Here is a 24979-nt window from a genome sequence, read left to right as displayed (position 1 = left end):
GAGGTTAACCCTTTGGTAAGGGATCTGAATATCAGCCTATGGACCAACCTTCTTCCCCGTTTAGCAAACAGCAACTGCTGCCACAAGAAGAAACCCTGGAAGTCTTAAAGCAAAAAGGTGAGCTTTACATCGGGCTGCCAAAGGAAAACCAATACCAGGAAAAGCGTATCTGCCTTACACCTGATGCAGTGAATGCCATTACAGCACACGGGCACAAAGTATTGATAGAGGCAGGAGCCGGCACAGGGGCTAAATTTTCAGACCTGGATTACACCAACGCGGGTGCTACCATAACCAACGACACTAAAAAAGTATTTTCCTGCCCGCTCTTATTGAAGGTGGAACCCCCTACCCTGACGGAACTAAAAATGATGAACCCTCAGGCTACTTTGATCTCCGCCTTACAGATCAAAACCCAGTCCAAGGCGTATTTTGAAGAATTAGCCAAAAAACGCATTACTGCAGTAGCCTTTGAATACATTCGGGATGAAGATGGAAAATATCCTGTGGTCCGCTCCCTGAGTGAGATAGCAGGTATTTCGTCTGTACTTATCGCAGCGGAACTCCTGGCGGCTACCAATCACGGTAACGGACTAATGTTTGGGAATATCAGTGGTGTACCCCCGGTAGAGGTGGTGATACTTGGTGCGGGAACTGTCGGGGAATTCGCCGCCCGCTCTGCCTTAGGGCTGGGTGCCAACATCCGGGTATTCGATAATTCGATCACCAAATTGAGAAACATACAGACCAACCTGAACCAAACCATTTATACCTCTACACTGCAACCAAAAAATCTGGCAAAAGCCCTGATGCGTTGCGATGTGGCCATTGGTGCGGTACGAGGCAAGGACCGAAGTCCTGTTCTGGTCTCTCAGACCATGGTGGAATCCATGAAGAAAGGCTCGCTGGTAATAGATGTTAGTATTGATATGGGAGGTTGTTTTGAGACCAGTGAAGTAACAACCCATGACAATCCCACCAGGGAGAAATTCGGGGTAATCCATTATGCAGTTCCCAATATCCCAGCCAGATACCCGAAGACCTCTTCGGTCTCTATAAGCAATATCTTCACACCCTATCTGCTAAAGATTGGGGAAGAAGGAGGCCTTGAGAATTCTTTGCGTTTTGACAGAGGCCTTCGCAACGGTCTTTATATGTACCATGGCATACTCACGAACAAGTCAGTAGGAGAATGGTTTGATCTGAAGTTCAGCGATATCAATTTTCTTATATTTTAAGTATGCCCCTTTTAAAACGCATTGGCTTATATCTGGTAGGTCTGTCCATTGGCCTTATATTCCTGACATTATTCCTCAAAAAGAAATCAGACCAAACCGGCACGGAATTCTGCTATTTGCCCAATTGCAGGGTACTTAAAGACTTAAGGTCCAAACCAATCAGCTATTCCGGAAGCGTTGAGGCAATGATGCAAGACCAGGTGCTGGACTCCGCGGTTATCGCGCGATTTTTGTCTGACGGAGACATAGATTTTGGACTTAGCGATACTAAGGCTGAGCCCTGTAAGACCTACGTGATCGAAGCGGAACTGCGAACGGGGTCCGGTAAACTAACCGTTTCCAATTGCCCGGATTCATTGGTGATCGATAATCTGGAACTTTCGCAATAACAGGTTTAAAACTTGTGAGGAGGAAATATCAACTTAAAACTATCAAAATTCAGATCAGATGAGAAGATTCAATGCAATTGCTACTGCGCTACTTGTGATATTGGCAGCCTGTAAAAATGGCAATAGTGAGAACAAAGTCCCGGGTGAGGAAAAAACCAAACTGTCCGTACCTCCAAAGATCGTGGACCTGACCCATAGCTTTTCAGATGAGACTGTTTATTGGGTTACCTCAAGGGAATTTGAATTGGATACTGTTTTTGAGGGGCATACAGACAAAGGATATTACTACTCTGCCTTCAACTTTACCACCGCAGAACATGGAGGTACACATTTGGACGCTCCTATACATTTCGCCGAAAACCGCCAATCCGTAGATCAGGTTCCGCTGGAGAAACTGGTAGGCCCGGCTGTAAAAATAGATGTTTCAAGTAATGCTTTAAATAATAGAGATTATTTAATTACCAAAGAAGATTTTATTGATTGGGAGACTAAGAACAATATGCAGCTTCCACAGGGTGTGATCGTGCTTCTGGAGACCGGTCATAGCAGATATTACCCGGACAAGGAAAAGTACCTTGGTACCGCAAAACGCGGCGAAGCGGCTGTAAAGAAACTGCATTTTCCGGGCATTTCCACCGAAGCGGCCAACTGGCTGGTAGAAGAAAGGAACATTAACGCCATAGGAATTGATACGCCCAGCATAGATTACGGGCAATCTGAGGATTTTGAGAGCCATGTGATCTTGCTGGGGCAGAATATTCCGGCCTTTGAAAACCTGACTAATCTGGAAGAACTTCCGGCATACGGATTCCAGGTCGTGGCGCTTCCGATGAAGATTGAGGGTGGCAGCGGGGCACCACTACGCATAATTGCTCTGTTAGAACACTGAAAAACAATTAATTGAAGCATATCATGTTCAAAGAGCAGGAATTTAGGCCCACTTTTCGACAAAAGGGATAATAAATACGGCGGTTTACAGTTAAATACTATGAGGATCAAGAAGTTAAACACAGCATAACCCAATATACTATAAACCCTTACCAATGCGAAAGACCTACCTATTGCTCAGTCTGCTTTTAGCGGTGACAACATCCTTTGGCGGCGTCCTGGCGGACAGTGATAAACTTATCACAGGTCCCGGAGATGACCCCATTTCTCTGAGCAAGAAGATTATTGCAGAAAAGCCGGAGCCCTGGCAAGAAAAGGCTATGAACTCCATCTTATCAACCTATGGCACTGGTTACAACCTTGTATCAAATGATGAGAAATACGTGCTCCTGGAATCGCCTGGAATGGCTTTCGACTGTTTCAAAATAGGGTTTGAAGATATGAGGGAAAGTATTCCCAAGGCTTTATTGATAAAAATGATGAACCAGGCCGTGGAAAACCCGGCGCCAACCAGTACTATGGTAGCCAAGGCTACTATAGATATCGGATTAAGGGAATATCAGAAAGCTTATGAGATCGCCGCTAAATTCAAGGAAACCAACTCGCTCAACTACGAAGAAGCCATTACCTTTCTGGAAAACCGTTATGGTTACCATAAACTGGATCATGCATTGAAGCTGGTTTCTAATGATTTAGGCCAGTCTGCCGCTGCAGACAAAAAATCACTTAAAAAGATATATTCCAAGATCAAGGAGATAGAAAAAAAGTATCCCAGTGAGATCGCCTGGAAAGATGCGCTTCCACTGTTGGAAGAATGGTATGGATTACTGGAGGGTTCCAATGCCGGTCTCAGTTCCATAACCGCCTATCGCGATTTCAAGAAGGCCATGGATAAGCTCAACCAAAAAAGGGTCAAAGAGCGCCTGGCTTACCGATCTACGATTAAAATAACCTATCCCAAGGCCGGGGTTACCTGGATGGCTCCGAGCGAAGTCTCCCTGAAATGGCAATCTACGAATATAGATCCTCATAAGAAGATCCGTTTTTTTCTGATCAAGGACGATGTGGTGATCCAGGATCTGGGTATTTATGATAACAGCAAGGCCGAAGACGGTATACGTCTGGACCGCGGTTTGCCCAATGGCAACAATTACAGGGTAATGGGTATTGAGCAAAATCCGGTAAATCGCTATCAGGTGGCAAAGTTTGCAACTCCGTTTTTTACTATAAAAAAGGCCCCAAGGAAGGAAAAACAACCCGTAGCGGCTACTACCCCTCCCGCTCCCAAACCAAAACCCATTCCGGTACCGCCCCCGGTTGAAACCGTCGAAAAAGAGGAGGTTCCGGCTGAACCGGTTGCGGTAAAAGAGGAAGTCCCATTGAGGATGGAATTTGACGGGCGTAGTATTTCTTACCGAAAGGAACTGGAGGTAAGCACGGATGAGATCCGGATTAGCCTTTGGGACCACGGCAGGAAGGATGGCGACCTGGTGTCCATTTACGTTAATGGGGAGGCGGTTGTCTACAAACATTCTCTGGAGTATCGCAAAAGTCATTTTGATATCAAATTAAAAAAGGGAACTCCTAATGACCTCTTTCTCTATGCCCACAACCTGGGCCGTTTCCCTCCGAATACTGTAGCTATTGAGATCGTAGATAATGAAGGCTCGGAGAATATTGTACTGAATTCCGATCTAAAAAGCTGTGAGGCGGTGTTGATCAATGTGAAGCAATAGGGCGGGTAAAAGTTTAGGATTAAGATTAAGTTCAAGTTTAAACTCAAGATTAAAGTTGGAAGTTTTTTAGGACTGTTGGATGGTTAGACGGTTAGATGGTTGGATTGATGGACGTATGGACGGTTAGACGATTAGACAGATAGATGGTTAGATTAATAGATGGTTAGACGGTTGGACAATTGGATGGTTAGACGTTTAGATCGTTGGATTATTAGATTATTGGACGGAGAAATGTTCACTGTTCACTGTTCACTGTTTACTGATTACTGATTACTGATTACTATGCATTGTTCACCGCCAACTGACACTGGGGTTCCAAACCCCACCCCAAAACCAAGTTAGTGGCTTTCCCTGCATTTTAAAAGCAGAAAGAGGGTATGTAGATTTGAAAATTTGAGAAAGTGACAATTTGAAAATGGGAAATCGGGAAGGTGTGAAATCGTAAAACTATAAAATTGTGAAATCGAGTATTTCAAGTTATGAAGCCGGGAAACTGTCAACTGATAACTATCAACGATCAACTAAATTGATAGACGGTTAGACAGCTGGATTTTTGTATGGTTGGACAGTTAGACGGTTGGATAGTTGGACGGTTAGAATATTAGACGTTACGACGACTGGACGGTTTCTTAATTTTTGGTAGAATACTTTTTCGTATAACCTACGATGCATATGATATATCGAACATTTGCAATATTTGGTCCATCAACGGTCAACTATCAACTATCAACCTTTGTCCTCCGAAGCTTTAGCGAAGGAAGGCTGTTCACTGTTTACTGATTACTGTTCACTGATTACTGGTTACTGTGCACCTACATTCGACCTATAAAACTCAATAATCCTTTCAGCCAACTCCTCTCCCTTATCTTCCTGAAGAAAATGTCCGGCGTGCAATACAGCATGTTCCTGTCCTTTTGCACCTGGCACCAGCTTTTGGAAGATCTTTTCGGCACCTCGCATTATATCGTCCTCACCCCCGAAAAGCGTTAGAAATGGTTTTTCCCATTTTTTGAGTTCTTCCCAGACCTCACGGTTTCTGATCGATTCCGGATCATCGCTTTCTATAGGCACTATCAACGGGAACACCCTGGCTCCAACCTTATATTCTTCCGATGGAAAAGGAGCATTATACGCCTGCATAACTTCTTCTGACAGTTCTGTCACCGTTGCAATATTTAGTATTTTCCCAATATTGAAACTCTGGGAGTGTTGGGTGTAATCCCTCCACTTGAGCCAACTTTCCGGCATTGGCTGCAAGCCGGCCGGAAGTGTGGTATTCGCTGCAACCGTCATAGAGAAGCGATCTGACATTTCTATCATTAATCTCAGCCCCAGTAGTCCTCCCCAATCCTGGCAGAATAACAAAATATTCTGCAAGTTGAGTTCCTGTATAAACCTGCTTAGCCAGTCCATATGATTTTGATAGGTAAAGTCTGCCTGGTCCACAGGTTTATCAGACTTTCCAAATCCTATAAGGTCCGGGGTGATCACTCTAAAGCCATTAGAAGCAAGAATAGGAATCATTTTGCGATACAGAAAAGACCAGGAAGGTTCGCCATGGAGTAATAAGGCGACAGGATCTTCTTTATTGCCTTCGTCCAGGTAGTGCAACCGCAAACCGGGTTCCACCTCCATATAATGGCTGGCAAAACTATAATCAGGCAGATTTTTGAATCTTTCTTCCGGGGTTCTGATCACTTTAATCATAACTGGTTCTTATTTATTCGTTGATTAACTACTACTACTGCTTTACGAAGTTACGCTGTTTGTTTCGGAATTAAGTCGAAGATTAGGTTGAAGTTTAAGTTCAAGATTGAAGTTGCAGGTGTTGAGTTTTTGGTTGTTGGATGGTTAGATGGTTCGATTGTTAGACAGATAGACGGCTGGAAAATTGGACGATTAGACGTTTGGATGGTTAGACGATTGGACGGTTGGATGATTGGATGGTTGGATGGTTAGACTGTTAGATTTATGGACGGATAGACGGTTGAACGATTAGATGGTTAGACGTTTGGATGGTTGGATGGTTGGATCTATGGACGATTAGACAGTTAGATGATTGGACGTTTGGATGGCTAGACGGTTGGACTGTTGGATGGTTAGACGGTTGGACTGGGATGGTTAGCTGTAAACTGTTCACTGATTACTGTTCACTGAGTTCCTCCTCCGAAGCTTTAGCGAAGGAGGGCTGCCTACTGAAACTTGGGGTCTAGACCCCACCCCAAATCCAAATTAATCATTAACACTGCATTTTAAAAGCAGAAAGAAGGCATGTCGATTTGAAAATTTGGAAATGTGGAAATGTAACAATTTAGCATTTTGAGAATTTGAAGATTTGAAAATTGGGTAGCCGTGAAATTGTAAAACTGTGAAATCGAGTATTTCAAGTTTTGAAGCCAGGAAACTGTCAACTGACAACTATCAACTAAATTAATCCTAACCGATTTCAACCCTTGGAGAGTTCTAACAAAACACCAAAAATTTGGGAAATAAGGCTTGGGACGGTGGTAGGCCTTAAGGTTTTCATTATTTTTTTATATCTTTTTAATGACCACAATACCAGCACTTTGGTTTTGTTACTAACAGTCCGGTGCATTACTGCTAAAACGGTGAAACCCCGGCTGTCTGATAGAAGTACTCTGATAAACGTTGTTCTTAATTAAAAATGTCATGATCAAAAAACTCCTGGCTATTTTAGCCCTGTTAGCTGTAGTTTTAAGCTTTTCTAACTGTAGTAGTGATAATGAGGAAGATGATGGTCTTGATTTTTCCGCATGTTCTCTTAATGGTCCTAATTTTTCCATATCTGAGGTAACCGGAAATTGGGTGGCAACCCAGGCCAATTTCGATATCCCGGGAACCACGCAACAGGTGGATGTTGTAGCCGAGGGAGGAACAGTGACCCTTAATGTACAGGCTGATGGTGGCTTTACCCTGGTTATTACTGAGGTTGGGGAGGCCGGCGAAACTACAACAGGAGACCTTGCTTTCTGCGAGGGTATCTTTACCGTACGCTATGATGATGCCCCGAACATTCCTGAGATACTGAATGCATCACTAAATGGCGGTATTTTTCAGATCACCGGACCGGTTGAATTTGACGTTGATGGAGATGGCAGCGATGACGAGGCTTTTGTCATACTGGTACTGGAACGTAGTTAACTAAGTACGCACCAATGCGATCAGAGGTTCCGCGAAGCAGTCTGTTCCTAAATCCCTATTTTTATTGCATAATGATTTACAGTGTCCTGGCCTTGGGGATATAAGGTGCTTGGGTCTGAATTTCTATTGTAAATAAGCATGCTAAACCATCTAAACTTTGCCATTATCGGGCTTGGAAGAGCCGGTCGATTTCATCTGGCCTCCCTGGAACAGTTGAATACATGTCGATTGAAATATATCGTAGACCCCAACATTGACCACGCTGATCAGATCGTTTCCAGGCATGAATACACCCTTCTTCCAAATATCGATGCGGTGCTCGAAGATCCCGAATTGGACGCTGTGATCATTTCCACACCAACGCATTTTCATTTTGATCATATCTGCAAGGCCTTAAAAGCGGGAAAGCATGTCTTTACGGAAAAACCTCTCGGCAAGTCCGTCAAGGACATTACCATTTGTTATGAACTGGCAAGAAAGCGACAGTTGGCTTTGCATTTGGGCTTTCAAAGGCGGTACGATAAAAATTTTATAGAACTCAAAGACAGTATAGGTGGTATTGGCCAGGTAAGAACTGTAAAAATAAGTTCCAGGGACAATCCAAAACCCTCGTTAGAGTACTTAAAGATCTCGGGAAATATTTTTCACGACATGCTAATTCATGATTTTGACATGTTACAATTCTTATTCGGTTATAAAGTTCCGGAATCAGTATTTGCATTCGGCCACGCTTACGATCCGGAGATCGAAAAGCTTAACGATTTTGATTCCGTACTGGTAACCCTCAAATACCCGGACGGCCTGTTATGCTCCATAGATACCAGTAGAACTGCAGTATACGGTTATGATCAACGGATAGAGCTCTTTGCCGAAAACGGTATGGCCATTGCGGAGAATGAAAGGAATAATACGGTAGAGGTCCACAAGAAAGAGGGTACATTCCGCAACCCGATCAATTATTCTTTTAACCTAAGATACCAGGAGGCCTATCGCAAAGAGATTGCCGAATTTATAGACGGCATCAGGAACAATGAATTATTCAACATCCCTAAAGATCAGTGCTTGCTAGCTCACCTGATCGCTGACGCCGCCTATGATTCCTGTGTTGGCAACACTTTGATTGATTTTCAAGAAAAATATGCTTCCGTATTGAGTGCCGAATAAATCACAAGTGCCCAAGGAAACCCGTTCCTGTTGCTATCTTTCGTTAATCCAGTGTCAAACCATTGGTTTCATCCAATCTGGCCATGATGCCCCATCCATAGAAAAAGTGGCCTACCCCGATTAAAAGTTCATTGTCTCCCTCCGCTAAAGGCAAGTCAAAAGAAGTGTTTTCCAGGCTACATCTGCCTTTTGGATACTTCTGTCCAGGAGTGCCAAAATAGTTTTTGTCCATATATAGCAGTTTCCCGTTAAGGAACACCCATACTTCGTCATTAAAGCCTAGTTTAAGGTTCCTTATCTGCTGTTTGTCCGATGAAATGTTGGTCTTTAACCAAACCAATCTCCTCCCTCCTTCTCTTTTTAAGCCGTATTCCCTACTTAAGTTAACAAGTCCCCTGTGTTCCACTTTAATAGGTTTCCAGCTTGTTTTGTCGTCCGGCAGATCAGACTTTTTAATTTCGTCATACATAGTGGGTACCTGGAGCACCAGATCGCGTCCGTATTCAAAATCAATGGGTTCACTAAACATCCAATTCCGGATATAACGGGTGTCCGTGGTAGTTGGGTCGTACCCGGGTTCAGCCGGAAGATCTTCCATAGCACCAGGTCTTATCCTGAAGTTAGCATAGATGACATTCCCGGTAAGTAGTACCAGCCCCTTATCCGATTTACTCTCTAAAACGGGGACATGTAAGGCAGGCTTATCCATATCATTGACGTAGACTTTCATCTGTTTTCCATGAACTACCAGTTTTACGTGGTTCCAGCCCTCCTGTGTGATCTTCGCGCCGGCCTGGTATTCATCAGTAAGATCCCAGGTAGTAGTACTATCTATAATGCTGGCGTATTGCAGGGTGGTTCTGGAAAGGGGACTCACCGGTCCGAAGGAACGGATATAGAAATTTTCACCTTCCAGTAGGTCTTCTGTCATTCTAAAGTTTATTCCGGGAAAACCGGTGCCGGCCAGTTCAACATCAAATTCAATGGTACCATTCTCAAAGATAAAATCCTTGAGTTTTAGAACGAAGTAACCACCATCCTTTCCTCTAACGGCTTGTATTCCTCTATTTTCAAAAAACTCAACAGTTCCGGGTTCGTATTCCCAGTGTTTGTCGTTCATTGGGAAACTGATTTCCTTAGTTTTTTTCCTTTTGGATTGCGCGTTAATTCCAGGGGTAAGTAATAGGAATGCGCTAATAATGCAAATTAATTTTTGTGTAGTCATCAATAAATTTTTTTCGGGATTTGTTTTTTAGGGTCAAATTAGCTCACATGGCTAAAACTCCTGGTTTCAAAGCTGTTCAATAAGGTGCAAATCGGTTCAGGAAGGGATAATGGAGTAATTGAGTAATTTGTAAAATTGGGGAATTGAGGATTCGATAATTAGACGGGTAGACTGGTTAGACGGTTGGATGGTTAGATGGTTAGACGGTTGGACAGTTAGATGGTTAGACGGTTGGATGGTTAGATTGTTAGATGGATAGACTGGTTGGATTGTTGGACGGTTGGATTGTTGGACGGTTGGATGGTTAGATTGGTAGACGATTGGATGGTTAGATTGTTAGACGGAGAAATGTTCAATGTTTACTGGATTTATCCTCCGTAGCTTTAGCGAAGGAGGACTGCCAACTGCCCACTAAATCCTCCTTCTCTTCCGCTCCTTTTTGATCAATTCCAGTTCCCTATTGGTTTGCCCGGCCACAGAAGTGTTTTCCTCAGCACGGCGGATCAGGTAGGGCATTACATCCTTTACAGGGCCAAAGGGCATATACTTGGCCACATTATAGCCTTTTGCGGCCAGATTGAAGGAAATATGATCGCTCATTCCATACAACTGCCCAAAACCGATACGTTCATCGTCATGGGGTATCCCTTTTCCCTCCATATGTGCCATAAGCTTATAACAGCTGGATTCATTATGGGTACCTGCGAAGAGCGAAATAACATCCAGATGGTCCAGAATATAGGAGATAGCCGCATCAAAATTATCGTCCGAAGCTTTTTTAGAAGCGCAAATCGGGGAGGGATAACCTTTGAGCTCTGCCCGCTCCCTTTCCTTTTCCATATAGGCTCCGCGTACCACTTTCATGCCTATCTTAAAGTTTTCCTTAACTGCTTTCACATGCAGTTTCTTTAGGTAGTCCATCCGGTCCCAACGGTACATTTGCAGGGTGTTGAAAACAATGGCCTTTTTGGAATTGTATTTTCGCATCATATCTTCAACCAGTCGGTCTGCAGCATCCTGCATCCAGCTTTCTTCAGCATCTATGAGCAGGGAGACATCAAGGTCGTGCGCCTTTTTACAGGTGGTGTCAAAACGGTTTACTACTCTACCCCACTCGGCTTCTTCCGAAGTAGTGAGCTTTTTGCCCTCGCTGATCTTTTGAAAAAGGGCGAAGCGTCCGTAGCCAGTTGGTTTGAAGACGGCAAAGGGCATGGCCTTTTTTTCTTTTACAAAGTCTAAGAGGTAAAGTGTTTTTTCCAGGGCATGGTCCAGAGGATCCTCGGTCTCTTTACCTTCCACGGAATAATCCAAAACCGAATATACCCCGCTTTCCCACAGCCGGTCTACCACTGGCATACAATCATGCTCGCTTACACCGGCGCAAAAATGATCAAAGACCGTGGCCCTTATCAGCCCGTCGACAGGCAGATGCGCCTTGATCGCAAAATTCGTTACTGCTGTACCAATGCGCACCAGGGGTTCATTGGCAATGAGTTTAAAAAGGAAGTAAGCCCGCTCTAATTCTGAATCTGATTTGAGTTTAAAAGCGGTCTCCGTATCTTCAAAAATACGATTCATAGACGTAAAAGAATTAGCAGTTCAAATATAAGTACTACGGATGAAGTTTTAGGTTGTAAATCTTAGGTTGTAGGAGTTAAGTTTTGGGTGTTAGGTTGTAAGTGCTAAGTATGGGAGAAGATGATAACCCTAAATTTAACACCGACCACCTTTTCCTTAGGGCTCAAATCACATCCCACATAGAACAATGCCAGACTAGCGCTCAATTAATTTATCCCCAATAATTGATTCATAGACATGTTTACGAAGGGCCCTACTTATTCTAATTTTTGTTTTTCCAATATGTATTAGGTTTCCTTCGATTTTTTTTACGTGTCTTACACCAACCAAATAAAACCTATGTACCCGTATGAACTTATCCTCTGGTAACTTTGCCTCCATATTGCTCAAAGAAACGAGCGTAAGGTACCTATCCCTGGAAGTGGTATTGATATAAACATAGTCGTTTGCCGTTTCTATATGCGTGATGTCATCCACGAAGACCTTAATGACCATTCCATCGGATTTGATAAAAATATGATCACTGTTCTCTTCCGTCGTGATCTTCTTATCCATTACGGTGTAAATACTGTTTAAAGAATTGAAAAGAAGGTGTGGGTTGATTTGGTTATTTCCTAATAATCCCAAAGCTAAGTCCGAGTGCTCCTGCCTTATTTCTGCTATCAGTCGCTCTTTTTTGAACCATTCGTCTACTAAAAACAAGGTCATGGATAAGCATAAGGTAATAATGACTTCTGTGATCACGGCGATTCTTCCTTTAAGGGATAGGAAAAATTCAGATGTTGACAGGTGTATGTCTCTAAAATGGAAAGAAAGATATTGCGAGGACGCAAGGGTTACCAAAATAATACTGCAGCCTAGAAAAAGCATATAAGCCGCAAGCCTTCTTTTCAGAAGAAACCTGGGAATCAAAAAATATAAATTAGCGTAGACAAGAATGGCATAAAGCAGAAAAGGAATGGCATTTGTCCTCAGGTTCTCAAGGAAGCTTAGGTTGTAATTCAGGTCATGGACGTTCCACAAAAGGAGGAAAAGCAACCAAAACAAAATATGTTTAAAGGCCTGGCCCATTTTAAAAGTAATTTGCTGTCTTTTCAAAAAACCCAGGAACAAAGTAATCAACCTACTTCAAAATTACGCCCTGTTTCACCTTTAAAACGATGCTTTGATTGATATTTGAGATATCACGAATAGGATTTTTATTGAGAACCAAAAAGCTCGCTTCATACCCTTCGTACAATTTGCCAACCTTTCGATTCGGGAATATGGTTGCGGTGGCATTCTCTGTCCACATTCTCAGTAGTTCCTGATTGGAAAAGATATTCATTTCATTTAAGAAATTAAACTCCTGAACGGAATTATCATTATACATATCAGAACCTATTGCCAACTTTAAGTCCGCTTTTTTTAGTAATTCCAGGTTGTAACGTACATTTTCAAGCAATTCGGGGTAATTCTTCTTCTCATCGTTCTTTTTTACAAGAGAAGCGGTTGTAACCAAGGTAATATTCTTTTTTTTCGCTATTTGGATATCCTCCATGGAAATGGGCTTGCCGTTATGTATTTCGGGCAGGTGCGCTATTTCATCCACTCCCGCCCTAACAGCAACTCTAAAATCATAAGCGGTAGCCACATGCGCACTGACCCTAAGTCCGGATTTGTGCGCTTTTTTTACAATGGCGGGAACCATTTCCGGTTTTAGTCCCTTCTTTCCAAAATAGGTAGTGTCGTTCTTACGTTCTTCGTATTCCTCTGAATAGAGCAGCATGATTTTTATAAAATCCGGTTCAAACGATACGATTTGCGCCCAGTTGTTTTCCAAATCATTGCGGTTATCAATAATAAAATAACCATGGGACTCAATTTCCTCCAGTGAATTGAAAAGACCATTAAAATATCCGTATTGAAAATACCGCTTTCTAAGTGCTATGGGGTGCCCCCCGCTTCCGGTAAGCGGAGCATGGGCCATCTTAACATCAATACCATCTGGCTTGTTGTAGTTATGCATCAAAGGGGCAATTCTTTTCTTTATGGATGAAAGAAGCTTAACATAATAAACTCCATTGTCTAAATAAGAATCGATTCGCTCCTCCAGCTTGTATTCACTTTCAAGATTGTGATTATGAGCTTCAGCAAATGGGGGAATTACGTATTTGGTGGATAAATCTACAAGGGTATCAACCTCGCTTACCTCGGTAAGATTTATTAACCCATTTTTTATCCATACGGTTTTCTTTTCAAATGTTTTGCCGTTATACCAGTTCCCGTTTACGAGCTCGATGGTCAAACTGTTGCCATTTTCCTTTGCGTATTTGGCATTCTTTACTAAGGGTAGAGTTGAAGAACAACCAAATAGCAAGAATATACACCATGAAAATTTCCTCATTTACTGCTGATTGATTCAAAGTAAAATAAGGGAATGTGCACAAAAGGTTAAAAATTAATAGCCGGGTTGAAGGTCATAGTATACGAAAAGCGGTTCATACTAGACAAACGGTAATTGAAAGCAGAAATAGATATACCCAAATTTGAATATTGCGGAAAAAGAAGTCCTTAGTGATAAATGCGCAATGGACTGCTTTACGATACTGATTCAAATCATTGTATTTAGGCCTTAATCTGAATAATTTCGGCAACATAAACCAAAAGGGCTAAACCCCACACTCCCCCACCATAAGTCGAAACAACAAAAAGTCTCAAAATTCAATGAACAACGGTCTTCCGAAAATATCCATACGCCGAGCCGCCATAGTTTCAGGTATCGCCATATTGATCATGACTTTGGCAGCAGTGGTCGCTACCGACCTGACCATCGGACCCCTTGTTATACCGGATAATCCATCTGTTACTGTTGATAATATCAATACAGACCAAATACTTTTTCGCATCGGTATCTTTAGCTGGTTGGTGGTATTGATTTGTGACCTGGTTATCGCATGGGGCCTCTATATATTCCTAAGGCCGGTTAATAAGTATATTTCCCTGGTATCCGCGTGGCTGAGACTGATCTATGCGGCGATTTTAGGCACATCCATACTGAACTATACTTCTGTACTCACACTACTGGATTCAGAATTTTACAGCGCGACCTTTGGGCAGGAATATGTAAAGGGGCAGATATGGTTTTTGGTAAATAATTTTGACACTTCCTGGTCATTTGGCCTGGTCATATTCGGGATGCATATATTCCTGCTTGGTTATCTCGGATTGAAATCAGATCTCATACCCAAGTTGCTTTCCGTATTCCTGATCATAGGTTCCGTAGGATATCTGCTGATCAACCTGTTCACCTTAATTATTCCGGAAAATCAAGAGCTTATTCAGATCTTACAATGGATCTTTATCCTGCCCATGCTGTCCGAAGTAGTATTAGGTCTCTGGTTGTTGATCAAGGCAAAAAGATTCCTGACTGTCAGTTAGTTTAAAAAATAGTAGATAGGATAATTTAGCAAGGCATTATGCTTGTCCTTACATTTCAAGCACGCCCCAATTGTAGTACCTTCTGGCTATAATTCTGACAGAAACCTCCCATAAAATCATTGATTTTGGTTATTTTATCCCATAATCTGGTTAACCAATGCCCTTCTTTGTAATACACCTTTGTACCAAACAATTTATTCAATCCAAAAAAATAAAGTCATGAAAAAATCAATAGTACTCTTTGCTATCTTTATGCTCACACTTAACTGTGGTCCAAAGACCGATGGAATGAAACCACTGCCTAAAGATGCTGTAGTAAGAATATCCCTGGGATACTACCCCTCCGAAAAAGAGGGTTTGGTTGAAGAAAAACTGCAGACTGTTTTCAAAGACAAAATAATGCCTGCTGTTAAGCGCTTGAACGGTAATATCAGCTACTATGTAGGCATGGACAAGCAAACAAAATCGATTACCAATGTGAGCATCTGGGAAAACAGGGAAGACGCGCTGCAGATGAAAAGTATGAAGGAGATGGCCGAAATGGCAAAAGATTTTAGGGAAATCGGTGTAGAATTTAAGGAGATCACAAACCATGAGATGATTTGGCAACTACCTGAATAGTTAAAAGTGATTTACATTTAAGGAAACGAGCCATTCAAAGGACTCAGCCCATTTTATAATGACCGCCGGAAAGTTTTACTTTTAGATAGTTTAAGAATTAATTCCCTACGCTACTATCCGTCTTTTAGTATTGAAATTCACTATCTTTAAGTATTCCCCCCTATTCATCAAGATTATTCAGAATGACTTCTTCAGATTACAAAGGTCAAGATGAGGTTTTTGTCGAAAAGCTCGAGCAAATTGTGCTTACCAATTTGGGGAATGAAGATTTCAATGTTGAAGAACTTGCCCAGACCTTTGGTGCCAGCCGTTCACTACTCCACAGAAAACTAAAGCGTATTAAAGGACAATCCGTAAGTCAATTTATCAGAGAGATACGGCTTAGGGAAGCCATGAAAATGCTACAGAAGGATGTTGCTACGGTTTCCGAAATTGCCTATAGCGTTGGTTTTAGCAGTACTTCTTATTTCAACACCTGTTTTCATGAACGCTATGGCTATCCCCCCGGAAAAGTAAAATATCAGACAACATTTGAAGATGTAGAGAATCCTTCTTTCACTAACCTAACTGAAAAATCAATTCACGCTAAGAAACGAAAGCTTGTCCTCAAAAACCCATGGATCACCGCAGTGGCACTAATAACCTTTCTTTTAGCAGGATTTTTGATAATCAAAGGATACACAGCAGGAGAAAACAAAACTGATGTATCCATAGCCGTTCTTCCGCTGGACCATTTATCTGAAGACGCCAGTCAGGAATATTTAACCGCAGGAATACACGATGCTTTGATTGGTGAACTTGGAACCATTAAGGGCTTGAGAGTAATCTCCAGAATATCTACACTTCAATTCAAAGATAAGGAGCTACCCATTGGTGACATTGCCAAACAACTGGGTGCTCAACATCTGGTTGAAGGCTCACTTGTATATAGAGGAGATAGTGTAAGAATGCAATTGCAGTTAATTGATGTCTTTCCAGAAGAAAAGCACATTTGGGCCAAGGATTACCATAACAATGTCAATGAAATTCTATCTATACAAAACGCAGCAATACAGGATATTGCCAACTCAATAGAGATGACAATTGGCCCGAAACAGAAAGAAGATTTTCAACTGCAGCACAAAACAAATCCTGAAACCTATAAGGCGTATTTAAGGGGAATGTATTACCTCACCAAATCCAATGCCGAGGACTTTCAAAAAGGGTTGAATTATTTACATGAGGCAGTAGAGATAGATCCTGCAGACCCTCTTGCTTATGCTGGTTTGGCAGAAGGATATGCGCTTTTGGGTCATGGCCCGGATCCTATGAATGCTCCTTGGAGGCGCGGAAAAGCTGCGGCGCTCAAAGCACTGGAATTGGACCCGAAATCCGCTAAGGCTCATTCTGCGCTTGCGATGATCCAACTCTACTATGAACGCGATTGGAGAGCGGCGGAACGTACATTTACCTTAGCAGAAGAACTGAATCCAAACCTTCCTTACAACCACTACCACTACTCCTGGTATCTCATTCTTTTAGGAAAATGGGAGGAAGCCCTGCGCGAACATCAATTGGCGAAACAACTCGACCCCCTCGCTCCATTGATAATTTCGGATATGGGCTTATTGCATCATTGGATGGGTAATCATGAACAAGCAATAGAGCTAACTAAGGAAGCTCTTGAAATCGACAAGGATTTCGCCTCTGCGTGGTCAACTCTAGGTGACATCTACATCACTCAAGGGAAGCACGAAGAAGGCATAAAGGCTATTCAAAGGTCTGTAGAAATCAACCCCGCCGGAAAGCATAACCTGGGAGTCGCCTACGCCAAGGTAGGTGAAAAAGAAAAGGCCCTGGAAATTGCCGTGGAATTAAAGCAAGGTGAAATAAGTACCAGGGAGGCCTTTGGGCTGACGGTCATTTATGCTCATCTCGGGGATTTCGACGAGGCATTCAAATGGCTATCTAGAAAACCTATGGACGTTTTCGCCCCCTGGCTCAGGGTTTGGCCTGGTCCGGAGGCATTTAGGCAAGACCCAAGATTTCAACAATTTCTTAAGGACCTGAGTTTGCCCCCTATTCCCAAAACTGAAACATAATTTAAACTTTCAACATAATTGAAACCGATATTTGAATGGATCACTACATATTCAAAATTGGTTTGATAAGCTTTTCCAGAACTTTGGAACAAGCGTTCGCTTAATGATTGGCCAATAATTTCTTAAATGTTTAATCGGGTTGTAAAGACCCTAAAATCAAATAATTATGAAAACGAAAACATTGTTTTCCTGGAAATTTATGTCCATATTTTTAGCAGGAATATCCATTATCACAATAATTGGTTGTAATGACGACGACGATCAGGATTATATTACCATCGATTCTGAAGCACAAGATGGCGAATGGGTAAACTTTATTGAAAACCTTTCGTTTGAATCCATCATCTTAACGGAAAATCAAGATGATCTAAAAAATGCCTTGCAGCAGGCAGCTGAAGGTGATTTGATATTTTTTGAAGACAGCGATCTCCAAAGTTCACAGCATCTGAGAAATTCCAAAGGAGCCTTCTTTTCCTTGACCGGGTTTGATGGTGAAGAAATCGCAATAAGCAATAGAACAACATCCAACCTTACTTCAGACTCAGGAAAAGGTGAAAAATCGGATAAAAACAACAGAAGTTGTCGCATTTTGGAAATTACCAGATCCTCTCTTTCTTCAGACATAGCGCATTATAAGATTATGGTTAGAATGGGCAGTGGACCCTTTGATGTAGTACGTATCCATAGAGTAGTAAGAGAATCCCGAAGGTTTAGACCCATCAGGACCGCAGGAAATGTATTTATGATCCATGGATCGTCACAAGATTTTGATGATATTTTTCTTCGTCCTGGAATAGAAAATCCAGATACTCAAAATTCCTCTCCGTTTTACCTGGCTTCCAACAACATAGATGTTTGGGGCATTGACCTGGGCTGGACAATGGTTCCCTTGGAAACCACAGATTTTTCATTCTTCGAAAATTGGGGATCTAACAAAGATACCGGGCATGTTTTAAAGTCAATGGCCATTGCGCGATTGGTCCGGGGATTGACACGACAAGGTTTTGGCCGAATGAATTTATTAGGTTTCAGCTATGGTGCGGCAGTTACGTACAATGCTGCCATAAGGGAAACCAAGCAGCATAGGATCTTGAGGGATATAAAGGGTATGATCCCAACAGACTTTACAATGGTTTATGAGCAAAATGATGACCCATTTGCTGCAGGTTCCTGCTCATTGTCAGAAGCTTCGGAAATGGCACATGCGACCGGAGGATACGCAAACACCAATGGAGCTGGATTTGCTGCCATAGGGCAAGCGGCTCTTGACGATCCTGATAGCGACTCGCCCTTTGCCCCGGGTTTGACGAATTATCAATTTGCAGTGGCAGCGGCAGCGGGGCCACAAACCAATGGTCCGGATTGGCACTTTTTGGGTGGGCAGTTTGATGGACAACTTCCAAGTGGGTTAGCATATACAGACGAGGAGCGATGGTTTAACCTATTGATCGCTTTGGCGCCCTATATGCCGACCTATATCACCGCAGAAGGATTCTCCATTTTTTGTCCCGAAAATAGGGAAGGTATCATCGCGGATCTGAACCAGGTTAAAATTCCGATATTATACCTGGGAGCCGCAGGAGGTTACGGTCAGGACGGAGTTTTCTCCACAACACTCACTTCAAGTTCTGATGTAAGTGCTGAGATCGTTACCAAATTTCCCAATGGGCCCCGTATTCTGGATTACGGTCATGCCGACCTGTTTATGGCCAATGATGCTCCTGAATTGGTATGGAGACCCTTAAGGGATTGGCTGGCAAACCATTAAACCTAAATATTCGACAAAAGAACCTCCTTAAAATGGAGGTTTTTTTATTGGTATTTATTCTACTGAGAGCAACTAGATGTTTTATTGGAGGTTTGAATGTTGAGTGTTAAGTTTTAGGTGAATGATCACTTAACACTTAAAACCCAACACTGCAGGCCCAATATCTTTAAATATTCGTACAATAGTCAAGGACTCCATATCGCCTATCCATCGAATTACGGGGAATAGTCTTATTTTTATTTTGAATGAAGAACTGCATCTACATCCTAGTCATTCTACTGACATTCTCCTGCCAAAGAAAAGAGGGCGAACCCAGCTTAGAACAACAACTTCTACAACTCAATGAAAGAGGCTTTTTCAATGGGGCCATCATTGTTACCGAAAATGACAGCATCATACTGTCAAAGGGCTTTGGTTTTGCAAATTTTGAGTCGAAAATTCCCTTCGAGACCAACACTTCTATGGACACGGGTTCCATCACCAAAACCTTTACTGCGCTGGCTATGTTGATGTTAGCGGATTCAACCCAAATTGATCTAAATACCCCTGTAAATGAATTTATTCGGGATTTTCCCTATGAATCAATTACAATTCGACATTTATTGGAACAGACTTCCGGAATTGCTTCGGAAGATGTTGTTTTTGAGCAAGCAGAAAAAGGAATTCCTCTAACCAATGAAACTTTTTTGGATTTTCTGCTAAACGAAAAACCAAAATTGGAATTCGAACCAGGCAGTCAATTTATGTATAATGGCACTAATCATCGTCTGCTCGCTATGATCATCGAAGAAATCAGTAAAGCTTCTTATGAAGCGTTCATCAATGCAAAGATTGCCCAACCGCTGGGCCTGGAAAATTGGTTTCTCAGATCGGCCAGATTGGACAGCCTTCCAAAAGACCGAGCCATTGGTTATACTGTCAAAGAAGGAGAGTACCACCCCTTTGATTCCGATGATTTCGAGGGGTTTTACGGGGATTGCAATCTGTTTTTCTCAACGGAAGACTTATCAAAATGGAGCAGGTCTTTCTTATCAAACTCCCTATATCCGGGAGATAAACTAACCACGGCCTTGAAATCTAAAGGTTCAGCAAGTGATTTCAATCTGCTTCATTGGTATAATCTTGATAGCCAAAAAAGGTATCATTTCACAGGTGATTGGAAAGGATTTTACACCATGGTGTATTTTGACGCAGACAAAAAAAGAACAATCACCCATTTGACGAATACCAACACACCACATTGGCTCAGGCCAGCGATTGTCAGGAATATAAATCTTTACCTGGATGATACTGGCATCTCTGATTGGGAAGCCCCAGAACCCACAAAGCTTTCTAACGAAGAAATAGTAGGTAGTTATCTTTTAAAGGGGAACCAAAATGCCAGGATTATAGAGGATGATGGGCTGAAAATTGATATAAACGACAGATCTGTAAGGCTTTTTAAACTAAGCTCAAATTTCTACTATGCCCCGGGAATTGATCAATGGATTTGGTTCTCAAAGGATGAAAACGCAAGGCTGAATATTCATTGTTCTTCGATTTATGAACTTATAAGAGGATTCAAAATAGTAGCTAACAACATCAATAACACTATGGAGGACCTATGACGAACGGCATATATACAATTTGCCAAATGAGTATCAGAATTTTGTTTTTACTCGTCCTTTTAACACTATGGGGTTGCAGCGATCCCTCTTATGAAATTATCCATGAAGGAATAACAAGAGACATACCGATTTCCTTGTTTTGATGGGCGTTTAAACAACGGCTACCTAAAACCAAAATCATTTAAATTGGCCACAACAATGGCCGAGAATCATCAATAAAAGAAGTCCTATCTTACAAATAATTCGTCCATCTTTAATTCAGTATGGCATAAACCAATGGAAATAACTTCGTCCATCATCAATGCGCTTATTGTTTACGGCATCTGCCAGGCCTTTTTTATTGCCATTATTGTCCTTAGGTCTAAAAACAAAACGCTTTTTAAGAAGTTGTTTGCGGCGCTCTTGATCGTTGAAGGTATTATTCTTTTTGAAAGGCTTCTGGTTGAAACAGAACTCATCAATTCCGCACCGCATCTGCTGGGCATCGCCTATCCCATCAGCTTCTTAAAACCTCCCCTACTCTTATTTATGGCCTTTTCCATTACCCGAAGGGATTTTGGCATATCCAAAAAGATGTGGTGGCATAGCATTCCATTCTTTTTGATTTTGTTGATGAACCTGCCGTTTTTCTTTTTAAGCGGGGCGGAAAAGCTGGCAATGGTTAAAAGTTTTATGGAGGAAGTCCCCTCCTACAGCAATTTCAGTTTTTACTTTACCCTGAGTTTTTTCGCCTATATCGGGATCTATGTGTATTTGGGGATCCGTAACCTCAACCGCTATCGCCAACAGGTTACCAATAACACCCTGGCAAACTGGTACAGAATTATTCTGATGGCCTATACCGCTTTTTTGAGCCTCCACCTGCTGTATTTCCTGCTCCAACCCATAGGTCAGCTGAGTCTTGCCCATATGAATCAGTTGAGTATGCTGGCCATGACCTTTATAATTCAGGCCATTGCATTCAGGGTGATGGATCAGTCGACCTTATTCAAAATGAAGGCTCCTATCTCCGGCAATCCGGAACGGCGGAAAGCCGATTTTGAAACTATCCTCAAAAAACTGGAAACCGATAAAATTCATTTGAACGAAGATCTGACCCTGGAAGCCTTCGCCAAAGAAGTTGAATTGCCGCAGGACTATGTTTCCGAATTGATCAATCAAAAAACCGGTTACTCCTTTAAGAAACTCATTAAAAAGTACCGCTTAACTGAGGCCAAGAAGATCATGGAAAACACTGATGGGCAAAAGCTAAAGCTGATAGACATTGCCTATCGATCCGGCTTTAGCAACAAGGTTTCTTTTTATCGCGCTTTTAAAGAGCTTGAAAAAACAAGCCCCTCAGAATACCTCCTAAAGCTTAGAAAATAAAAAGTTATGGTTTTTAAGGTTACAAAAGGGTTCTGAAACCTGAATGTCAAACAGAATTGATAAATATGTGCTGCAAAAATATTTAATATTCAAAGATGAAATTTTCAGGGCATATAGACATCAACAAGCCGGTAGAGGAGGTTGTAAATTTCTTCACGGATTCAAAGAACCTGGCAAAGTGGCAGGACGGTTTTGTAAAGAAGGAGCTGTTAGAGGGAAACGCATGGGAGAATGGCGCGGTTTCTAAAATGTACTACCAATACGGTAAAAGGGGTATGGAACTAACCGAAACCATCATCTCCAACCTACTACCCCACTCTTTTGAAGCCAGCTACCACCACAAGCATATGGACAATACCATGAGATCTGAATTCAAGCCTCTTGGAGAACTTGCAACACGTTACATTTATGAAGTTGAATATACCCGTATGTCCTTTGTACCAAAACTCATGGGCATTCTTTTTCCTTCTATGTACCGAAAGCAAGGCGAAAAGTGGATAAAACAATTCAAAGAACAAATTGAAAAGCTATAGTTATGTGGGAAGAAAATCTTAAGCGCTACGACGACTTGGTAGATCAATGCCCCAGATTTGAGCGAAAAGGTAAATCCATGCCCTATACCTCGGCCAATGGCTATATGTTCTCCTTACTCAATAAAAATGGGGAGTTAGGAATACGCTTTTCCAAGGAAGTTCAGAAGAAGTATATGGAAGCCTGGGATTCTACCCTCTTCAAATCTTATGGCTCCATCATGCACGGATACGTGCTGATTCCAGAAAGTATGTTTGATGAGCCGGAAAAAATCATCAATCTCCTGAATGAGGGTTATGATTATGTTATGGGGCTAGAGCCAAAGTAAAATCGGGGGTATTTGTACTCACTTGAGCCTTTTAGAGTGTTAAGTTTTAAGTGTTAGGTTTTAAGTTAAAGGGCTATTTGTTTATGTGTTTATTTGTTTATGATAGCTGAAAGCCTAGAATTTAACCCTTCAAATTCGTTTCATGATAAGTTTAGCTTAAAGCCCAGGTAAGATTAAGTTAAAGTTTAAGATTGAGTTTAATTGTGTGGGTCTCTCGCTGTTCGCTGTACGCTATACGCTTTGTTCTTCCTATAAATTGTAAAGAATGGCCCTGGATTTAAACCGAAGGTTTTTAAGAAATAGCGATGCTGCAAGCGGAAGTGCGTTTCGTCCGATTGGCTGAGATTTGCTATCGGTTCTCCCATTTATCCCATTCATAAACCTTATAGTTAGCCTTTCATTTTCTTTGCTTGTCCAAAGAAAACGAAACAACCCGCCCGAACGTACCGTTGGTACGGGCAGGAAGAAAAGACACTTTTTGGAGAGGCATTTTTAAAGCTTTGCTTTAAAACCAAAACCATTCTTCTAAATCGGCTCCAAGGTTTCGCCGATTCTTAACGAAGCCTGTTTCTTATGCTGCCCAAAAAGAGAGCCCTGATTTGAAGTATTTCGTAGGATTTAAACCGAAGGTTTTTAAGAAATAGCGGTGCTCCAAGCGGAAGTGCTTTCGCCCCAAGGGCTTTGGTTTTAATTTATCTTGTGCTAGTTGCAGGCCATGGCATATTTTAGGTTTCGTAGTAAATCAAGAAAAGTTTGCCGCAGGAGAATGAAGCAATCCATAGAGCATTTTGCAGAGCAAAAGCGGCCTGGATTGCGAGGCTGCAAACTTTTGGTAGCATTTCAAGAAAGCTAAAATCAGCCTAGCGTTTTTTCGTTCTTTTTTGGGCGATGCAAAAAAGAACATTCATTGATACAAGCAGTGGTTCGTATTACTTATGGCTTATCTATTTCATAATAAGGTATTCGTGAATGCTTCGCATTTGTATCAAGACAAAATGAACAAAAAGACAAATTTATCCAGGGAGCCAATAATAGCAAGAATTATAATTGTATGTCCCTGGTGAAAATATCTAGGCCAATGCCAAAAAGTGTAAGTTTTAAACCAATTACATGACATAAAAAGTATTACACTTGTATTTTCCCGTGCACTGGAATGCTAACAAACTAAGAGGTTGTGAAGATCAGAACATGAATAAAAACCCCTTGCAAGACTATATTCAAAACTTCGTTTCCTTAACTGAAGAGGAAGCAGAGCAATTTGTGTCCTGTTTTGAAGAGGTTAAGGTAAAAAAACGACAATTCATTGTTCAGCCCGGTTTTACCAACAAGCACAGATCCTTTGTGGTAAAAGGAGCTTTCAGGACTTATGCCGTGCTAGATGATGGACAAGAACACACCCTTCAGTTTGCCATAGAGAATTGGTGGGTGTCCGACTTTAACAGCTACCTCTATCAGCATCCTGCTACCCTGTTTATTGTGGCGCTGGAAGACAGTACCATTTTACGAATTGAATACTCAAAAGAGCAAGAACTCAAAGAAAGTAACCATAAGTTTGAAACCTTCTTCAGGATCATGGCCGAAAAAGGTCTTGCTTTTGAACATAGAAGAATCCTTTTTGACCTTACCCATGATGCAGAGGCGCGCTATGAGAATTTCTTATTGAACTACGCAAACTTCATACAGCGTGTCCCTCAGTACGCCCTGGCTTCCTACCTGGGCATGTCTACAGAATTCCTTTCGCGGATCAGAAACAAAAGGATCCGTAAGAAAAGTTGAACTAGATCAACCTTTTTTCTTGAACTACCGCATTTTTATTGCTTCCGCATCGGCGGACATTTGTCTTGTCGATTTTGACACACAACTTAATAAGCATAA

Annotated in this window: 20 protein-coding genes; 15 read left to right on the top strand and 5 right to left on the bottom strand. The window is 41.8% G+C overall.

The window, feature by feature from the left end:
- Nucleotides 1-38 precede the first annotated feature (38 nt).
- The 4 genes from GTQ38_RS16380 to GTQ38_RS16365 all read left to right on the top strand — a co-directional run bounded on the left by GTQ38_RS16380 (nucleotide 39) and on the right by GTQ38_RS16365 (nucleotide 4251).
- Nucleotides 39-1238 (top strand): alanine dehydrogenase, encoded by a 1200-nt coding sequence (locus tag GTQ38_RS16380; protein WP_161436627.1) that lies wholly within the window; start codon nucleotides 39-41, stop codon nucleotides 1236-1238.
- A gap of 2 nt (nucleotides 1239-1240) precedes the next feature.
- Nucleotides 1241-1627 carry a DUF4258 domain-containing protein gene (locus tag GTQ38_RS16375; protein WP_161436626.1) on the top strand — a complete coding sequence of 129 codons (387 nt, stop codon included), beginning with the start codon at nucleotides 1241-1243 and terminating at the stop codon, nucleotides 1625-1627.
- Nucleotides 1628-1685: 58 nt separating this feature from the next.
- Complete coding sequence (locus GTQ38_RS16370; protein WP_161436625.1) at nucleotides 1686-2516, top strand: cyclase family protein; 831 nt, start codon at nucleotides 1686-1688, stop codon at nucleotides 2514-2516.
- Nucleotides 2517-2670: 154 nt separating this feature from the next.
- On the top strand, nucleotides 2671-4251 hold the full coding sequence (locus tag GTQ38_RS16365) for a hypothetical protein (RefSeq protein ID WP_161436624.1): 1581 nt from the start codon (nucleotides 2671-2673) through the stop codon (nucleotides 4249-4251).
- Nucleotides 4252-5052: 801 nt separating this feature from the next.
- On the opposite strand, the gene GTQ38_RS16360 is transcribed toward GTQ38_RS16365, so the two are convergent.
- Nucleotides 5053-5958, bottom strand: a complete 906-nt coding sequence (locus tag GTQ38_RS16360; RefSeq protein WP_238857986.1) for a haloalkane dehalogenase — start codon at nucleotides 5956-5958, stop codon at nucleotides 5053-5055.
- Between the two features lie 963 nt (nucleotides 5959-6921).
- Between GTQ38_RS16360 and GTQ38_RS16355 the strand changes: the two genes are divergently transcribed.
- Together GTQ38_RS16355 and GTQ38_RS16350 are read left to right on the top strand one after the other, a co-directional pair.
- A complete protein-coding gene (locus GTQ38_RS16355; protein WP_161436623.1) occupies nucleotides 6922-7413 on the top strand; it encodes a hypothetical protein in 492 nt (163 codons plus the stop codon).
- Between the two features lie 138 nt (nucleotides 7414-7551).
- Complete coding sequence (locus tag GTQ38_RS16350; RefSeq protein ID WP_161436622.1) at nucleotides 7552-8577, top strand: Gfo/Idh/MocA family oxidoreductase; 1026 nt, start codon at nucleotides 7552-7554, stop codon at nucleotides 8575-8577.
- Nucleotides 8578-8620: 43 nt separating this feature from the next.
- Here GTQ38_RS16350 and GTQ38_RS16345 read toward each other — a convergent pair whose 3' ends face one another.
- From GTQ38_RS16345 to GTQ38_RS16330, 4 genes are all read right to left on the bottom strand, one after another.
- Complete coding sequence (locus tag GTQ38_RS16345) at nucleotides 8621-9697, bottom strand: hypothetical protein (protein WP_238857985.1); 1077 nt, start codon at nucleotides 9695-9697, stop codon at nucleotides 8621-8623.
- Nucleotides 9698-10213: 516 nt separating this feature from the next.
- Nucleotides 10214-11380 (bottom strand): proline dehydrogenase family protein, encoded by a 1167-nt coding sequence (locus tag GTQ38_RS16340; RefSeq protein ID WP_161436621.1) that lies wholly within the window; start codon nucleotides 11378-11380, stop codon nucleotides 10214-10216.
- Between the two features lie 195 nt (nucleotides 11381-11575).
- Nucleotides 11576-12451, bottom strand: a complete 876-nt coding sequence (locus GTQ38_RS16335) for a LytTR family transcriptional regulator DNA-binding domain-containing protein (RefSeq protein ID WP_161436620.1) — start codon at nucleotides 12449-12451, stop codon at nucleotides 11576-11578.
- Between the two features lie 52 nt (nucleotides 12452-12503).
- The gene (locus GTQ38_RS16330) at nucleotides 12504-13766 is read right to left on the bottom strand and encodes an amidohydrolase family protein (protein ID WP_161436619.1); all 1263 of its coding nucleotides are present in this window, start codon (nucleotides 13764-13766) and stop codon (nucleotides 12504-12506) included.
- Nucleotides 13767-14086: 320 nt separating this feature from the next.
- Here GTQ38_RS16330 and GTQ38_RS16325 point away from each other — a divergent pair, with 320 nt between their 5' ends.
- The 9 genes from GTQ38_RS16325 to GTQ38_RS16285 all read left to right on the top strand — a co-directional run bounded on the left by GTQ38_RS16325 (nucleotide 14087) and on the right by GTQ38_RS16285 (nucleotide 24880).
- Entirely contained in the window at nucleotides 14087-14800 is a 714-nt protein-coding gene (locus tag GTQ38_RS16325) for a DUF4386 domain-containing protein (RefSeq protein ID WP_161436618.1), read from the top strand.
- Nucleotides 14801-15019: 219 nt separating this feature from the next.
- The gene (locus GTQ38_RS16320) at nucleotides 15020-15421 is read left to right on the top strand and encodes a hypothetical protein (protein WP_161436617.1); all 402 of its coding nucleotides are present in this window, start codon (nucleotides 15020-15022) and stop codon (nucleotides 15419-15421) included.
- Nucleotides 15422-15603: 182 nt separating this feature from the next.
- On the top strand, nucleotides 15604-17502 hold the full coding sequence (locus GTQ38_RS16315; RefSeq protein WP_161436616.1) for a helix-turn-helix domain-containing protein: 1899 nt from the start codon (nucleotides 15604-15606) through the stop codon (nucleotides 17500-17502).
- Between the two features lie 166 nt (nucleotides 17503-17668).
- Entirely contained in the window at nucleotides 17669-19270 is a 1602-nt protein-coding gene (locus GTQ38_RS16310) for a hypothetical protein (protein WP_161436615.1), read from the top strand.
- Nucleotides 19271-19515: 245 nt separating this feature from the next.
- A complete protein-coding gene (locus GTQ38_RS16305) occupies nucleotides 19516-20877 on the top strand; it encodes a serine hydrolase domain-containing protein (protein WP_161436614.1) in 1362 nt (453 codons plus the stop codon).
- 276 nt (nucleotides 20878-21153) lie between these two features.
- Complete coding sequence (locus GTQ38_RS16300) at nucleotides 21154-22245, top strand: helix-turn-helix domain-containing protein (RefSeq protein WP_161436613.1); 1092 nt, start codon at nucleotides 21154-21156, stop codon at nucleotides 22243-22245.
- 95 nt (nucleotides 22246-22340) lie between these two features.
- Complete coding sequence (locus tag GTQ38_RS16295) at nucleotides 22341-22778, top strand: SRPBCC family protein (RefSeq protein WP_161436612.1); 438 nt, start codon at nucleotides 22341-22343, stop codon at nucleotides 22776-22778.
- Nucleotides 22779-22780: 2 nt separating this feature from the next.
- Complete coding sequence (locus GTQ38_RS16290) at nucleotides 22781-23104, top strand: hypothetical protein (RefSeq protein WP_161436611.1); 324 nt, start codon at nucleotides 22781-22783, stop codon at nucleotides 23102-23104.
- Nucleotides 23105-24235: 1131 nt separating this feature from the next.
- A complete protein-coding gene (locus GTQ38_RS16285; RefSeq protein WP_238857984.1) occupies nucleotides 24236-24880 on the top strand; it encodes a Crp/Fnr family transcriptional regulator in 645 nt (214 codons plus the stop codon).
- Nucleotides 24881-24979 lie beyond the last annotated feature (99 nt).

The organism is Poritiphilus flavus (assembly GCF_009901585.1).
Classification (GTDB): Bacteria; Bacteroidota; Bacteroidia; order Flavobacteriales; family Flavobacteriaceae; genus Poritiphilus; species Poritiphilus flavus.
Note: the sequence above shows the minus strand (reverse complement) of the source record. Positions and strands in the feature narration are given on the sequence as shown.